Consider the following 14,818-nt stretch of genomic DNA (forward strand, 5'->3'; position numbering starts at 1 on the left):
TAAACGGACCTTGCTTTTTGTCTTCTATCTGGTTTTAATTCCATTCATGAGTGAGACCACCGAAAGGAGTCCCGGCGCTGCCGAGCGTCTCGCTGCGACCGGTTACTGGCCCGCACGAGCCGCACGGGCTTTGGCTGAGGGTAAATACTCACAGGCGGTTGAGATCTGTCGGGCCAACATGGAATCAGGGCGTACCCCGACCTCAGCGCGTGGTATCTATGCCCGAGCGCTGTATCATGCGGGGCAGACCGAATCAGCCCGGGAGCAATTCTATTCGTTGCTGGCTTATGATGCGGATAATCTGGTAGCTCTGAAATATCTCGGGGACATCTGTTTTGAGGCCGGTGATGAACCGGCTGCTATAGCTCATTATCAACGTGTCCTTGAAATTGACCCGGACTGCCGTGGATTGGTCTTGTCGCTCGAACGAAGCCGGGAACCGCTCACTCGCACTATCACCCTTAAGAACCATTCCGAACATGTAAAACTCTCACCGCAGCGCGAAGCTCCACGGAGAGATATCCCGTTTTATACCGAAACGGTCGGTGACTTGTATCTGGCCCAGGGATATCCGCGATTGGCCGTACAAGTGTTCGAAATGCTCAGTGACCGGGGTGATTCACCCAGATTAAAAGAAAAACTGGCCAAGGCCAGGTTGTCTGCAGAACAAAAGGAACATTGACATGTCTGCTAAACGAATCAATGAAATTAAGTCCGGACTCAAGAAGGAAAATCTGGACGGATTCATCGTAACCCATCTGGATCACGTTCGCTACCTTTGCGGTTATACCGGATCAAACGGATTGTTGGTTATCGGCAACGGCAAAACCCAGTTCCTGACCGATTTCCGCTATGCTGATCAGGCTAAGAATCAAGTCAAGGGAGCGACGGTCAACGTAATGAGCAAGGGCGATTTGATCGGGGCTCTCAAAGAATTTCCACAGTTAAACCGGAAGAATCTTCGTTACGGATACAGCGAATCCAATTTGTCGGTAGCGGGAGGCAAGCGCTTACAGGCTGCGTTACCGGATGCGTTGTTGGTACCGGGCGATGCAATGATTGCCGAATTGGGCTGGGTCAAAGAGAAACTCGAAATCGACCTGATCGCCAAAGCCTGTAAGATAGGTGATACGGCCCTGGAGCGGGTTCTCCAACTGGTAGCGCCGGGGGTGACTGAGCGCGAATTACAAGCCGAGCTGGAATATCAAATGGCCATGCTCGGTTCCGAACGGCCATCGTTCGAGACGATTATCGCGTCCGGTTATCGTTCGGCTATGCCGCACGGTATGGCCTCGAACAAAAAAATACAGGCCGGTGATTTCGTCACGTTCGATTTCGGTGCTACGGTTAACGGGTATGTCTCGGACATGACTCGTACGATTGTGGTTGGCAAGGCAACGGCCAAACAGAAAAAAATCTACGGCATCGTACTTCGTTCGCAAATGGCGGGAGTCAAAACGGTCAAAGCCGGCGTGGTTTGCAGAAAAGTAGATGAAGCCTGTCGTAAAATCATAACGCGCGCCGGTTACGGTAAGGAATTCGGACACGGCACCGGGCACGGGATAGGTTTCCCCTACAATCCGATTCATACCGGTCCGCATGTATCGCCGATATCCGAGGAGAAGCTCCAGGTCAACAATGTTATCACGGTCGAGCCGGGTATATATATCAGCGGCTGGGGCGGCGTTCGGATCGAAGATGACGTGGTCGTGACACGTAACGGCTGTAAGGTGCTGACACACTTCCCAAAAAACTTGTTGGAAGTGTAATTAGCAGGGTCTATAATTTCGAAGTTATCAGGACAGTTGAGGCCTGGACAGATCACCCGGCCGATCCCGGATGGATTGGCCCGTGAGGAACTATAATGAACGAGAATTATATTCGGAAACTGATCCGACTGGTCGAAGAATCGGAAATCGAATCCCTTGAGGTCTCTTCGTGGGGACGCAAGGTAAGAATCGTCCAGCGGATTTCATCGTCTCAAAACGGTCACGGTGATGGTACGCATGTAGTCGTAGCTGCCCACGCCCCAGCCGTAGCGGCAGCACCAATTCCGGCCGCAGCTCCGGCAGCGGCGACTTCGCCTGCACCGGCGGCTCCGACCGAAGATCTGGGTAATCTGGTCCCGGTTAAGTCGCCGATGGTCGGGACATTCTACGCGGCGCCTTCACCGGACTCCGATCCCTATGTTTCACTCAATCAGAAAATATCGGTGGGGCAGATTGTCTGTATCGTTGAGGCGATGAAGCTGATGAACGAAATCGAATCGGAAGTCAGCGGTAGAATCACCAGGATCATGGTCGAAAACGCCCAACCGGTAGAATTCGGCCAGACCTTGTTCCTGATTGAACCGGATTAAGGGCGAACGGAACTCGCAACAGCCAGGGGTTAGACATGAATCTCAAACAGATGTTGGTTGAAATGCTCGGGCGGAAAGCCTCCGACTTGCACATTCGAGTCGGTAACCGTCCTCACTTGAGAGTTAACGGACGACTCGAACCGATTGCGACCGACCCGGTGACAATCGACCAGATTGATCAGATCGTTCAGCAGATTCTCAACGAAAAACAACTCGAGAGATTTAACGCCAAACACGAGATGGATCTGGCCCTCTCGGTGGCCAAGCTAGGCCGTTTTCGTATCAACCTGTTCCGGCAGCGCGGAACTTCGGGTATCGCTATCCGTGCCGTCAATACGCAGGTTCCCTCATTCGAGGAACTCAATTTGCCGGAGGTTATCGAGAAAATAGCGGCCGAGCACCGAGGACTGATCATTATCACCGGTACGACCGGCTCCGGTAAATCAACGACATTGGCGGCCATGATCGAGAAGATGAATGCGATACGTTCGGATAACATCATGACGGTTGAAGACCCGATTGAGTATATTTATCGCGATAAGAGCTCGATCATTTCGCAACGTGAAGTAGGTGGTGACACCGACACTTTCGCATCGGCTTTGCGACATGCTTTCCGCCAGGATCCCGATGTTATTCTGATCGGTGAAGTTCGCGATCTCGAAACGATGTCTATCGCCCTGACCGCAGCCGATACCGGTCATCTGGTGCTGACGACGCTGCACACTATGAACGTAGTCGAGACGATAACCCGTGTTGTGTCGTTTTTCCCGCCTCATCAGCATCAGCAAATACGGCTTCTTCTGGCCGGTACTCTCAAGGCGATTATCTGCCAGCGTCTTCTGGCGCGTGCCGATATGCCGGGGCGAGTTCCGGCGCTGGAGATCATGATCAATTCCGGCGCGATTCGTGAGTGCATTATGGATCCGGAAAAGACTGTCGAGATTCACGAACTGATGGAGCAGGGGCAGGTGCAGTACGGAATGCAGACATTCGATCAGGGTATCATGAAGCTTTACAAGAAAGGATTGATATCGTTCGAAGAAGCAATGGCGCATGCTTCCAATCCGGACGACTTCGATCTACGTGTCCGCGGCATCACCAGCAGCGCTGATCGCTGGTCCGGAGATGAGGGGACGGAATCATCCAACAAGTCCCGAAGCGGTGGATCAACGGAAGGATTTAACAAGTTCTGATAACTATTGAGAGTTGTAACGCTCTCTGTAACAATACGATAACACGATCAGGGCCGGGTTCGTCAATGGACCCGGCCGCTGCTTTTGGGGTTGTCAGATTACCGGTTATAACGTATATTCCATGCTTGTAGTTAGGACGACCACAAGGCCCGCCAGACCGGGCACTTACATAAAGGATGCTGTTTGTTCGAGAAAGTTCTCATAGCTAATCGTGGAGAAATTGCCCTGCGAGTGATTCGCGCATGTCGTGAACTTGGCTTGACCACAGTGGCAGTGTATTCCGAGGCTGATCGCGATGCCCTTCATGTCCGCTTTGCGGACGAGGATGTCTGCATCGGTCCGGCGGCTCCCGGTCAATCATATTTGGATTCGAAGCGAATTATTTCTGCGGCCGAAGTTACCAACGCCGGAGCGATTCATCCCGGGTATGGTTTTTTGGCGGAAAATGCGGATTTCGCGGAGATATGTGAATCCTGCGGCATCACCTTCATCGGCCCAACCCCGGACCAGATTCGGCAGTTGGGTGACAAGGTAGTCGCTAAGGAGATGATGAAAAAAGCCGGAGTGCCGGTGATCCCGGGTTCGGACGGTATCGTGGCCAGTTATGCCGATGCCCGTCGTATAGCCAATGAGATTGGCTATCCGGTCATGCTTAAGGCGGTGGCCGGCGGCGGCGGTAAGGGGATGCGGATGTGTCGCGATGATGCCGAGCTGGAGCGCGGCTATCATGTAGCCTCGACCGAAGCGGCCAATTCATTCGGAAATCCGGACCTGTACCTGGAGAAACTGGTGCTCAACCCGCACCATGTGGAATTCCAGATCATCGGCGACACACACGGCAATTTCGTGCATGTGGGGGAGCGTGATTGCTCGATTCAACGACGACACCAGAAGCTGATCGAAGAGACACCTTCGCCGTTACTCACCCCCGAATTGCGCCAACAAATGGGTGAGGCGGCGGTGCGAGGGGCGAAGATGGTTGGCTATCGCGGCGTCGGTACGATCGAATTTCTGGTCGACAGTGATCTCAATTTCTACTTCATGGAAATGAATACCCGTATCCAGGTTGAGCATCCTGTCACTGAAGAGGCTTATGATATCGATCTGGTCAAGGAGCAGATCAAGGTTGCCATGGGGCATAAATTGTCACTTCGCCAGGAAGAACTAAAACCACTCTGGGCAGCGATGGAGTGCCGGGTTAACGCCGAGGATGTCGACAAGGATTTCCGTCCGACTCCGGGTCGGATTACCGGATTGCATATTCCGGGTGGACCGGGCGTGCGGGTGGATCGGGCCGTTTATACCGGTTATTCCATAACGCCGTATTACGATTCCATGATCGCGAAGCTGATTGTCAAGGCTCACACGCGTGAAGAGGTCGTGGTGCGGATGAAACGTGCCTTGACGGAGTTTGTCGTCGACGGTGTCCCGACCACAATACCTTTTCATAAAAAAATACTGGCCGACCCGAAATTCGCAGCCGGTCAATACGATCTGACCTTTGTTGAGAAGTTCGTTGCGAACGATCCCGCTAAAAAAAAGCCTGAAAGTTCGTCCGTGACTCTGGTGCGACCGGGGGAGGAAGTAATAGAGGATAAACCGGCCGTAATGACCGGTGATGATAAAGCGGCCGAACTCTCGGCCAAGGAATAATTCTGGAGGTTAAGTTGAACGTCCCTGACGATCTTAAATACACTGAAGAACACGAGTGGTTGCGTGTTGACGGCAACATCGCCACCGTGGGAATCACCGATTACGCCCAGGGTGAACTGGGTGATGTCGTATTTGTCGAACTTCCCGAGGTCGGTGCTGCCGTTGAGCGCATGGCTCCGTTTGGAACGATCGAGGCGGTCAAGGCGGTCTCCGAGCTGTTTGCTCCGGTCTCCGGCAAGGTTGCCGAAATCAATTCCGCCCTCGAAGATGATCCGATGCAGGTCAACAACGATCCTTATGGGACCGGCTGGATGATCAAAATTGAAATGTCTGACGCCGGTGAGTTGGATCAGATGTTGGATGCCGCCGCCTACGCCGACCATGTAAAGAGCCTTTAAGGGCCGTTATCAACGTCTTATCGGAGAAGACTCTAACCAAAATGGCCTACATTCCCAATACCGACGACGATCGCAGCCGCATGCTGAAAAAGATCGGCGTCGACAGTTTTGAGCAATTGCTCACCGGAATTCCGGAGCATTTGCGTTTCAAGAAAGACCTGAATATCCCGTCTCTGTCGGAGATGGAATTACTTCGCGAGATTGCCGAACGGGCTGCGGACAACCGTAACGGCTTGATCTGTTTCGCGGGCGGCGGTGTTTACGACCATTTCATTCCTGCCGCGTTACCGACTATCGTGAATCGGCCCGAGTATATGACGGCATATACGCCGTATCAGGCGGAAGTGGCTCAGGGGACACTTCAGGTGATCTATGAATTCCAAAGCCACATTTGTCGTCTGACCGGTATGGAAGTGGCCAACGCCTCGATGTATGACGGAGCCACCGCTTCGGCCGAGGCGCTACTGATGGCCGCCCGTGTGACCCGGCGCGACAAGCTGGTGGTTTCGGAAACGGTCAGTCCGCTTTTCCGCGATGTGATCGCTACATATTTGTCCGGACGCGATATGGAGTTGGTGGTGGTGCCGATGCTCGACGGACACACCGATCTTGACGGACTTAAATCTCAGGTCGATGACAAGACCGCGGCGGTGTTAATTGCCCAACCGAATTTCTTCGGTCTGATCGAAGAGGCTGAGGCGGTTGCCGAGATTGCCCACAACATTGGTGCTAAGCTGGTGATGGCGGTCGATCCGATCTCGCAGGCGCTTCTCAAAACACCGGCCGAGTGCGGCGCCGATATCGTTGTCGGTGAAGGCCAGCCGTTGGGCATGCCGCTTTCCTACGGTGGTCCGCTGCTGGGATTCTTTGCCGCGCGCAAGGATCTGGTTCGCCAGGTGCCCGGACGAATCGCCTCGCGTACGAAGGATGTCGACGGACGCGATGGTTTCGTGCTGACGTTGCAGACACGGGAACAACATATCCGTCGCGAGAAAGCTACCTCGAACATTTGTACCAATCAGGCGCTTTGTGCAACCACCGCGGCGGTTTATCTGACGCTGATGGGACGGCAGGGCCTGAAGCAGGTAGCATTGCTTTCAGCGGAACGCGCCCAGGAAACGGCTCGTGCTATGTTTGCGCTCGGGAATTTCGAGCCGTATTTCGAAGGTCCGTTCGTTCGCGAATTCGCGGTTAAAACCCCGATTCCGGCTAAGCAGATCATTCAGGATATGGTCGAATCCGGTGTGTTGCCGGGTATCGATGCCGGCCGCTGGTACCGTTCGTTGCCGAACTGCTTGATCGTGGCTGCCACCGAGAAGCGTACCGCTCAGGATATCACTTGTCTGACCTCGGGACTCAAGGATGTTGTCAAACGACATGCTGTGTCCCGAAGGTAACTCCGAGTTAAATCGGTTCGATGTCGATTGCAACGTTTGTGGTTGGGAACGACCGGTGAAAGAGCAAGAAGACTGGATTGCCATAGGTCTTATTAGCAGCCAGGTGTTTGCCGAACTGGCCCGTGAAACATTGGAGCAAATCGGTATCCCGGCGGTGCTGCTGTCACGATCGGGGATTTTCGGTGCTATGGGACTGACTCTCAATCCCTGGTCCGGAAAAACTTCGGGAGCCTATGAGCTATCGGTCCCGGTCGCTTTCGCCCGCGAGGCAATAGACACGCTGGAGATGACACTGGGCGATAACTTCCTGAAGATTGAGAGCTAAGATGCCCTATTGTCCCCGTTGTAAATTTGAATACAATATCACCGAGTTGATTTGTCCCGAATGTGACGAGATCCTGGTCGATAGTCTTAAGGCTACTTCCAACGCTGCTCAAACCCCCGATGGAAGCTGGGTGGTGGTGGGCGGAGTCGATCGAGGCTATGAATCGGATCTGGCCAAAGGTTCCCTTGACTCGAACAATATCCCTTCGGTTATGCTTCCCCCGAGCCTTCACGTACCACTGGAAAGGATGGCCCCGACAGGTGCGGTTGATCCGGATGGCGGCGACGCCAAACTGATCGCAGTGCCGCGCGAGTTTCTGCAGGAGGCGGTCGTGATTCTCAAATCGGTATTGGGGGATGATTTCGGAGAAAATGAAAATACATACTTCTAACTTAAACCACGGAGCAGGTATGCAGTTAACCAAATTCGCCTTGATCGGAATGGCCTTGATCGTTCTGGCGATTTCGTGCGGTGAATCGAGCCGCCCCAATAAGCCGGTTTATGCCAGTCTGGCTGAGGCTCAGGCTGATATGGACCCGGCCGATAAGTACGTCGTGATCGACTTCTACACGGATTGGTGTACCTGGTGCAAGCGCCTCGATACTTTGGTCTTCGTTGACTCGACCGTCAAAGATTTCTTCGCCAACGATATGATGTTAGTGCGACTCAACGCCGAAGAGGACACTGTCACGGCGCAGACTTTTCATGTGAGCGGCTATCCTACTTTAGTGATGGTTGACAAAGACGGCAACGAGGTGGACCGTTTAGTCGGTTATCTCGATCCCGAGCCGTTTCTCCAGACCTGGCGTGATTATGCCCAGGGAATCGGTACGCTCGATGACCTGTTGTCCAAAGCTGAAACCAGCGGTGAGCGCAATCTCTATATGGAGATCGCGGAGAAGTATAAATACCGTGGCGGTTCGGACGATGCCCACACCTGGTATGAGAAGGTGGTTGCCGAAGCGCCGGAGCCGGATTCAATGGCCGGTGAAGCTCGCCTGGCCCTGGCGGACATGATTCGTCGCGCCAAGGACTACAATGCCGCCATCGCCGAGTACGATCTGATTGCCAAAGATTTTGCCGACTTCCCAGCCGGTGATGAGGCTCAGATTTGGGCCGGTATCACCGCGCGTCAGGCCGGTGATACGACCAATGCGATCAAGCGTTTCGAGAAGTACGTGAAAGATAATCCCGATGCGGATTCGAATAATTTGGGTTATGTAAAGGAACAGATAGAGAAGCTTAAAAACCCGCCTCCGCCCAAGGAAGAACCGGGTAAATAAGCAACGCGCCGCAATCTCGCGGCGGAGTCTTAAATATGGACGACAGAATTCTAATCTATGACAAGTCGGTCTCGGGTCGAACCGGTTTCACCCTGCCGACGACCGGCAAGACAGAGCAGGAAATACTCTCGGCTATTCCGGAAAAATACCGACGCACGAAAGAGGCGGCTTTACCGGAGGTAACCGAAGGTGAAGCGATGCGGCACTTCATAGGGCTTTCGATAAAGAATCATCATATCGATCGCGGCTTTTATCCGCTCGGCTCGTGCACGATGAAGTACAACCCGAAACTGAACGAAGCCGCTGCGAATATGAGTGGTTTCACCGATCATCACCCGCTGGCCCCGTGTCGTACCGCTCATGGTATTCTCCGGTTAATGTATGATCTTGCCCATGATCTGGGTGAGATCTCGGGATTCCCTTCGGTCTCCCTGCAGCCGGTCGCGGGAGCGCACGGTGAGTTCTCAGGATTGCTGGTGATGCGGGCTTATCATGTGTCGCGCGGCGATGGTAACAAGCGGACCCGGATCATTATCCCGGATTCATCGCACGGTACTAATCCGGCTTCGGTTTCGGCGGTGGGATATACCACTATTCAGGTTAAGTCCAACGATCAAGGTGTCGTTGCTCCTGAAGCGATTGCCGAGGTAATGGACGACACCGTAGCCGGGATGATGTTGACCAATCCCAACACCCTCGGAATCTTCGAAACGCATTGTGCCGAAATTGCCGAAATCGTTCATAAAGGCGGCGGCCTGATGTATCTCGACGGCGCCAACCTGAATGCCAACATGGGCATCTTCCGCCCCGGCGATGTCGGTTTCGATATGATGCACTTTAATCTCCATAAGACCTTCTCCACCCCGCATGGCGGAGGTGGCCCGGGAGCGGGTGCGCTGGGTGTCAGAGCTGATCTGGAGCGGTTCCTTCCCGCGCCGGTGCTGGTGCAAAAGGACGACGGGGAGTTGCATTTCGACTACGATCGGCCCGATTCGATCGGTCATCTGCACAGCTTCAACGGCAATTTCCTGAATATGGTTCGGGCGTACGCCTACATCCGAACGCTCGGCGGCAGGGGATTACGTGATGCGAGTAAGAACGCCGTGATTAACGCGAACTACCTCAAGGCCTTGATTCGCGAGGATTACGAGGTTCCTTACGATCAGCCCTGTATGCACGAGTTCGTTGCCAGTGGTTCGGCACAGAAGAAGCTCGGCGTCAAAACGCTCGACATTTCGAAGCGTTTGCTCGATTTCGAGATTCATTCACCGACTAACTATTTCCCGCTGATCGTTCCCGAAGCACTCATGATCGAACCGACCGAGACGGAATCGGTAGAAACACTCGACCGTTTTGCTTCAGTGATGAAACAGATCGCTCGTGAGGCAAAGGAAGATCCGGAGTTGGTTTTAACGGCCCCGCACAATACCCCGGTCCGCAGACTCGATGAGGCCGGTGCGGCTCGTACGCTTGATGTCGCCTGCCTGGGCGATTAAGGAAGTACAAGAATTGTTGATAATATCCGCCGATGCTGCTATTGTGGCATCGGCGGTTTCAATATGATTCAGATCGATAATCTGACTTATACCTATCCCGGTGCTTCGATACCGGCGGTCAAGGGACTCAATCTCAAAATAGAGAACGGCGAGTCGCTGGTCGTTATGGGCGCCAACGGCTCCGGTAAATCTACTTTTGCCAAAATTCTGGCCGGATTGCTGAAAGCTCAAACAGGTTATTTCAAGCTGGATGTCGACTCCCGGCACCCGATCCCGGTCGGGATTCTTTTCCAGAATCCGGAGAACCAGATGGTGGCGGTGACCGTGGAAAAAGAGCTGGCTTTTGCCCTCGAAAACCTGTCGATGCCGTTGGTTGAAATGGAGAAAAAAGTGGGAGAGGTGCTGGAGCGGTTCGGCATCGAACACTTACGAAACCGGCTTACTTCAGAACTCTCCGGGGGAGAGCGACAACGGGTGGCGTTGGCTTCGATCATGGTTTTCGATCCCCCGGTTCTGGTCCTTGATGAACCGGACTCCTATCTGGATGAGGCCGGTCGCGAGGTTCTCCGGCGTGAGTTGAAACGAATTCATCACAGTTGTCCCGATTTGATTGAGGTTCGCATAACCCAGTATCCCCAGGTAGCTCAGCCCTACGAACGGATGCTGGTTTTTGAGAACAGTCGTTTGACGGTTGACGGACTACCACATGCAGTTTTCTCCAACGAGGAATTCTGTCGCGGTGCAGGTATCTCACTGGCTCCCCTGGGTAACACCGAGTTAGCCGTGCCGGGATTGACCAACGGAGATGTCACAGCCGGGCAAATGGCCATAAAACGAATCGTAACCAAAGACCTGTCATATTGTTACGGCACTAAAGCCCCTATTTTTCGAAAGCTGAATTTCGAGTTGAAGCGCGGTGAAACTTTGGCGCTGGTTGGACCTTCCGGATCGGGCAAAAGCACGCTGGCGCATCTTCTTTGTGGTTTGCTTTTACCCCGAACGGGAGAGATACGGTACGAGGACGAACACGGGGCGTCGATACCGCGACGGAACCTGCTCGGTCGTGTATCGGGGATTTTTCAGCAACCGGAACGGCAGTTCTTCTTACCGACCTGTCGCGAGGAAATTGCCTTTGGCCCGGCTAACTTAGGCCGCACGCTCGATCAAAAGACCAGCGATGTTTTTTTTCATCTGGTCGGTCTCAAGGCAGAGCAATTTGCCGAGCGGGACCCATTCAGTTTGTCGGGTGGGGAGAAGCGCCGTCTTGCGTTCGCGGCGGTACTTTCAATGGCTCCGGAGATGGTGCTTTTCGATGAACCCACCTGCGCCCTGGATATGGAAGGAGTCGGGCGTTTCATCCGTTTGGGACGGATTCTTAAGGCCAATCACGTTGGTATCGGTTTGGTCTCTCATGACGGTGACATTATCAAGGCTCTGGCTGATCGGATTCTGCTGCTGCCGGGCGATGGCTCTCATCGAATCCTTATGCCGGAGCAGTTCTTTGGGAATCCCGATTTAGCCTCGTTCGTTTCGCCGGTGACACTTGGTAACTCCGATTTGCTGCAATAATCCGGATTTCTTATAGTGCTAGCTTGACACGGTAATTTTTCCTGCTATTATCCCCCTCAAAAGCGACCGGATCTTTCCCGCCGCCCGTTACCCTGAACCTTTTAATGTGACCCGGGAGGTCACGAAAGGAACTCAGATTGAAAGTGACTCAGCGCCATAGAGGCGCCCTGCACGAACACGATCAATTACAATCAATCTATATATGTTTTATCTCCAATGGAGGTAGGTTTGCCTGTTAAACCAGATACTATCCTGAGCGATAAGCAGATCAGCCGGGCTCTGACGAGGATAGCCCATGAGATTCTGGAACACAACTCCGGAGCCGAGTCGCTGGTCATTATCGGTATCATTACGCGTGGGGCGACGCTGGCGCGGCGCATCGCGGCGACTATCAAAGAACTCGAAGGAGCGGAGGTCCCGGTCGGTTTGATGGATATCTCGTTGTATCGCGATGATGTCCATTCCAAACTGGACCAGCCGGTGGTCCAGCGTACCGAGATTCTGTTCGATATCGTCGACCGGAATGTAATCCTGGTTGATGATGTTCTGTTCACCGGCCGAACGATCAGGGCGGCACTCGATCAGATCGTCGATTTCGGTCGTCCAAGAACGATCCAACTGGCTGTGCTGGTAGATCGCGGTCATCGCGAATTGCCGATCAAGCCGGATTATGTCGGAGTCAATATCCCCACAGCCAAGTCGGACCAGGTGGTCGTTCGCCTTAAGGAGCGCGACAACGAAGACAGCGTGGTCGTGGAACGCGGCAAGAAGGAGACGCAAAAGCGTAAACCGGCGGCGAAAAAAGCCGGGAAAGGGGGAAGCGCGAAATGAGTCGCCTCAGTTCACGTCATTTGCTGGGTCTGGAAGATGTCCCGCGCGAGGATATTCAAAAAATCCTCGAAACGACCAACACCTTCCGCGAGGTGCTCGATCGCACGATCAAGAAAGTCCCGACACTGCGTGGTATCACGGTGTTGAACCTCTTTTATGAGCCCTCGACCCGCACCAGGATTTCATTCGAATTGGCAGAGAAGAGGCTTTCAGCCGATACCGTCAATTTCTCCAAGGCGATATCAAGCGTGAAAAAAGGAGAGACACTGCGGGATACGGTTCAGAATATCGAAGCGATGAAGATTGACATGGCTGTTGTTCGTCACAGCTCGACCGGAGTGCCGTATTTTCTCACTCAGTGCATGGATGCCAATATCATCAACGCCGGCGATGGCGCTCATGAGCATCCCACCCAGGCGTTGCTGGATATGTATACGATCTGGAAACGCTACAAATCATTCGAGGGACTCCGCGTGGTGTTGCTCGGCGACGTCAAACACTCTCGAGTGATTCGCTCCAACATCTTCGGTCTCAAGACCATGGGAGCGTCGGTGGCGCTCTGCGGGCCGGCGACACTGATGCCGGTCGAAGTCGAGAAGTTCGGCTGCGATGTCTATACCAATCTGGATGAGGCGCTGGAAGGGGCCGATGTGGTCAACATTATGCGCATCCAGCTCGAACGGCAGCAGGCCGGGTTGTTCCCTTCGCTGAGGGAATATACCAACTTGTTCGGGATCAACCGCGACCGTCTCAAACGGCTCAACAAAAACTACACGATCATGCATCCCGGGCCGATCAATCGCGGCGTGGAAATAACCAGTGAAGTGGCCGATGGCGACCGCTCCGTAATCCTCGATCAGGTAACCAACGGTCAGGCGGTCAGGATGGCGGTTCTCTATCTGCTTTCCGGACGTAAAGAGGAAGGAGGTAACTGATGGCCGGTAACAAATACGATCTGGTAATTCGCGGCGGCCGGGTTATCGATCCCGCCCTTGGATTTGGTAAGGATGCCTCGGTGTTTATCAAGGATGGTCTGATTGCCAAGGTAGAGTCGGATGACAAGGTCAAGGAAAGGGAGATCAAGACCCTCGCTCCCGAAAACATCATCGATGCGACCAATATGCTCGTGGTGCCGGGACTGATCGACATGCATGTACACTTGCGAGAGCCGGGGCGTGAGGATGCCGAGACGATTGAGTCCGGTTGCCGGGCGGCTGCAGCCGGCGGGTTTACTTCGATTTGCTGTATGCCGAACACTAATCCGAGAATTGACAATCAGGAAACGGTCAAGTTCGTACAGGCTCGAGCCCAGTCGGCTGATGCCCGCGTTTACGTTGTCGGAGCGATCACCAAAGGGATCGAGGGCAAGGAACTGGCTGAAATTGGCGACCTGGTCAAGATGGGAGCCGTTGCAATTACCGACGACGGCAATTATGTCCAGAACCCGGCGATCATGCGCCGTGCGCTCGAATACTCGACTATGTTCAACATCCCGGTCATGGAACATGCCGAAGACCAGTTCCTCTCTGAGGGAACCGTTATGAACGAGTCGTTCCAATCTACTCGCCTTGGCATGAAAGGAACGCCTCCGGTGGCCGAGGAAATCGCCGTTTTGCGAGATATCGCGTTGGCTCGTCTGACCGGTGCTCGTTTGCATATTCAGCATGTGTCGACACGCGGGGCGGTGGAGGCTATCCGCAAAGCCAAGGCTGAAGGACTCCCGATTACGGCCGAAGCGACACCTCATCACCTGATTCTGACCGACGATGAGATTGGTAAGACCTTCTCAACTTCGCTGCGGGTCAATCCTCCTTTGCGCAGTGCTGAGGATCGGGATGGGGTGGTTGAAGGTTTGATTGACGGTACGATAGACTGTATCGCTTCGGATCATGCCCCGCATCCGCAGGAGGACAAAGACTGCGAGTTCGACCAGGCGCCGGCTGGGATGATCGGTCTGGAAACCACCTTGGGATTGGTTAAAACCTTCTTGATCGACAAGGGTTACCTGAGCTGGGCTGATGCTGTTCGCAAGCTGACAATCAACCCGGCCAGGATTCTTGGTCTTCCGGGAGGTACTTTGGCCGACGGTGCTCCGGCTGATATTACGATCATCGACCCGGACAAGAAATGGACGGTCAACGCCGCCAAGTTCCTGTCCCAGTCGTTTAATTCGCCTTTTATCGGATGGAAACTGTCAGGACGGGCTCACATGACCATCATGGGTGGTCGTATTACCTTCCAATCTTAGATATCGTTTTGCACAATGGGGGATGTCATTTTGACATCCCCCATTGTCTTCCCCGGAGTTTTTTAA

At 53.7% G+C, this 14,818-nt stretch carries 15 protein-coding genes; all 15 read left to right on the forward strand.

The window, feature by feature from the left end; genetic code table 11:
* Nucleotides 1-46 precede the first annotated feature (46 nt).
* The 15 genes from PLF13_11210 (at nt 47) to PLF13_11280 (ending at nt 14,752) form a co-directional block, all read left to right on the forward strand.
* The gene (locus PLF13_11210; GenBank protein ID HOP07844.1) at nt 47-682 is read left to right on the forward strand and encodes a tetratricopeptide repeat protein; all 636 of its coding nucleotides are present in this window, start codon (nt 47-49) and stop codon (nt 680-682) included.
* Between the two features lies 1 nt (nt 683).
* Nucleotides 684-1,769 (forward strand): Xaa-Pro peptidase family protein, encoded by a 1,086-nt coding sequence (locus PLF13_11215; protein ID HOP07845.1) that lies wholly within the window; start codon nt 684-686, stop codon nt 1,767-1,769.
* A gap of 95 nt (nt 1,770-1,864) precedes the next feature.
* Nucleotides 1,865-2,359 (forward strand): acetyl-CoA carboxylase biotin carboxyl carrier protein, encoded by a 495-nt coding sequence (gene accB, locus PLF13_11220; protein HOP07846.1) that lies wholly within the window; start codon nt 1,865-1,867, stop codon nt 2,357-2,359.
* Between the two features lie 35 nt (nt 2,360-2,394).
* Nucleotides 2,395-3,552: a type IV pilus twitching motility protein PilT gene (locus PLF13_11225; protein ID HOP07847.1), complete on the forward strand. Its 1,158-nt coding sequence runs from the start codon at nt 2,395-2,397 to the stop codon at nt 3,550-3,552.
* A gap of 183 nt (nt 3,553-3,735) precedes the next feature.
* Entirely contained in the window at nt 3,736-5,205 is a 1,470-nt protein-coding gene (gene accC / locus PLF13_11230; GenBank protein HOP07848.1) for an acetyl-CoA carboxylase biotin carboxylase subunit, read from the forward strand.
* Nucleotides 5,206-5,219: 14 nt separating this feature from the next.
* Complete coding sequence (gene gcvH / locus PLF13_11235; protein HOP07849.1) at nt 5,220-5,603, forward strand: glycine cleavage system protein GcvH; 384 nt, start codon at nt 5,220-5,222, stop codon at nt 5,601-5,603.
* Between the two features lie 41 nt (nt 5,604-5,644).
* Nucleotides 5,645-7,000: an aminomethyl-transferring glycine dehydrogenase subunit GcvPA gene (gcvPA, locus tag PLF13_11240; GenBank protein HOP07850.1), complete on the forward strand. Its 1,356-nt coding sequence runs from the start codon at nt 5,645-5,647 to the stop codon at nt 6,998-7,000.
* A complete protein-coding gene (locus tag PLF13_11245; protein HOP07851.1) occupies nt 6,981-7,325 on the forward strand; it encodes a hypothetical protein in 345 nt (114 codons plus the stop codon). Before gcvPA ends, PLF13_11245 begins: the two co-directional genes overlap by 20 nt.
* 1 nt (nt 7,326) lies before the next feature.
* On the forward strand, nt 7,327-7,716 hold the full coding sequence (locus PLF13_11250; GenBank protein ID HOP07852.1) for a hypothetical protein: 390 nt from the start codon (nt 7,327-7,329) through the stop codon (nt 7,714-7,716).
* 19 nt (nt 7,717-7,735) lie between these two features.
* The gene (locus PLF13_11255) at nt 7,736-8,608 is read left to right on the forward strand and encodes a thioredoxin domain-containing protein (protein ID HOP07853.1); all 873 of its coding nucleotides are present in this window, start codon (nt 7,736-7,738) and stop codon (nt 8,606-8,608) included.
* A 35-nt stretch (nt 8,609-8,643) separates the two neighbouring features.
* Nucleotides 8,644-10,104: an aminomethyl-transferring glycine dehydrogenase subunit GcvPB gene (gene gcvPB / locus PLF13_11260; protein HOP07854.1), complete on the forward strand. Its 1,461-nt coding sequence runs from the start codon at nt 8,644-8,646 to the stop codon at nt 10,102-10,104.
* Between the two features lie 63 nt (nt 10,105-10,167).
* A complete protein-coding gene (locus PLF13_11265; GenBank protein HOP07855.1) occupies nt 10,168-11,673 on the forward strand; it encodes an ABC transporter ATP-binding protein in 1,506 nt (501 codons plus the stop codon).
* A gap of 216 nt (nt 11,674-11,889) precedes the next feature.
* Nucleotides 11,890-12,504, forward strand: a complete 615-nt coding sequence (pyrR, locus tag PLF13_11270; GenBank protein HOP07856.1) for a bifunctional pyr operon transcriptional regulator/uracil phosphoribosyltransferase PyrR — start codon at nt 11,890-11,892, stop codon at nt 12,502-12,504.
* Complete coding sequence (locus PLF13_11275) at nt 12,501-13,439, forward strand: aspartate carbamoyltransferase catalytic subunit (protein ID HOP07857.1); 939 nt, start codon at nt 12,501-12,503, stop codon at nt 13,437-13,439. The genes pyrR and PLF13_11275 overlap by 4 nt, the downstream gene beginning before the upstream one ends.
* Entirely contained in the window at nt 13,439-14,752 is a 1,314-nt protein-coding gene (locus PLF13_11280; GenBank protein ID HOP07858.1) for a dihydroorotase, read from the forward strand. Before PLF13_11275 ends, PLF13_11280 begins: the two co-directional genes overlap by 1 nt.
* The last annotated feature ends 66 nt before the right edge of the window (nt 14,753-14,818 follow it).

This window comes from Candidatus Zixiibacteriota bacterium (genome assembly GCA_035380245.1).
Classification (GTDB): Bacteria; Zixibacteria; MSB-5A5; order GN15; family FEB-12; genus DAOSXA01.

Bases quoted from the DNA above. Each gene is read 5' to 3' on its own strand.
- PLF13_11210 (HOP07844.1), top strand. From the start codon at position 47: ATGAGTGAGACCACCGAAAGGAGTCCCGGCGCTGCCGAGCGTCTCGCT.
- PLF13_11215 (HOP07845.1), top strand. From the start codon at position 684: ATGTCTGCTAAACGAATCAATGAAATTAAGTCCGGACTCAAGAAGGAA.
- accB (HOP07846.1), top strand. From the start codon at position 1,865: ATGAACGAGAATTATATTCGGAAACTGATCCGACTGGTCGAAGAATCG.
- PLF13_11225 (HOP07847.1), top strand. From the start codon at position 2,395: ATGAATCTCAAACAGATGTTGGTTGAAATGCTCGGGCGGAAAGCCTCC.
- gcvPA (HOP07850.1), top strand. From the start codon at position 5,645: ATGGCCTACATTCCCAATACCGACGACGATCGCAGCCGCATGCTGAAA.
- PLF13_11245 (HOP07851.1), top strand. From the start codon at position 6,981: ATGCTGTGTCCCGAAGGTAACTCCGAGTTAAATCGGTTCGATGTCGAT.
- PLF13_11250 (HOP07852.1), top strand. From the start codon at position 7,327: ATGCCCTATTGTCCCCGTTGTAAATTTGAATACAATATCACCGAGTTG.
- PLF13_11255 (HOP07853.1), top strand. From the start codon at position 7,736: ATGCAGTTAACCAAATTCGCCTTGATCGGAATGGCCTTGATCGTTCTG.
- gcvPB (HOP07854.1), top strand. From the start codon at position 8,644: ATGGACGACAGAATTCTAATCTATGACAAGTCGGTCTCGGGTCGAACC.
- PLF13_11265 (HOP07855.1), top strand. From the start codon at position 10,168: ATGATTCAGATCGATAATCTGACTTATACCTATCCCGGTGCTTCGATA.
- pyrR (HOP07856.1), top strand. From the start codon at position 11,890: ATGGAGGTAGGTTTGCCTGTTAAACCAGATACTATCCTGAGCGATAAG.
- PLF13_11275 (HOP07857.1), top strand. From the start codon at position 12,501: ATGAGTCGCCTCAGTTCACGTCATTTGCTGGGTCTGGAAGATGTCCCG.
- PLF13_11280 (HOP07858.1), top strand. From the start codon at position 13,439: ATGGCCGGTAACAAATACGATCTGGTAATTCGCGGCGGCCGGGTTATC.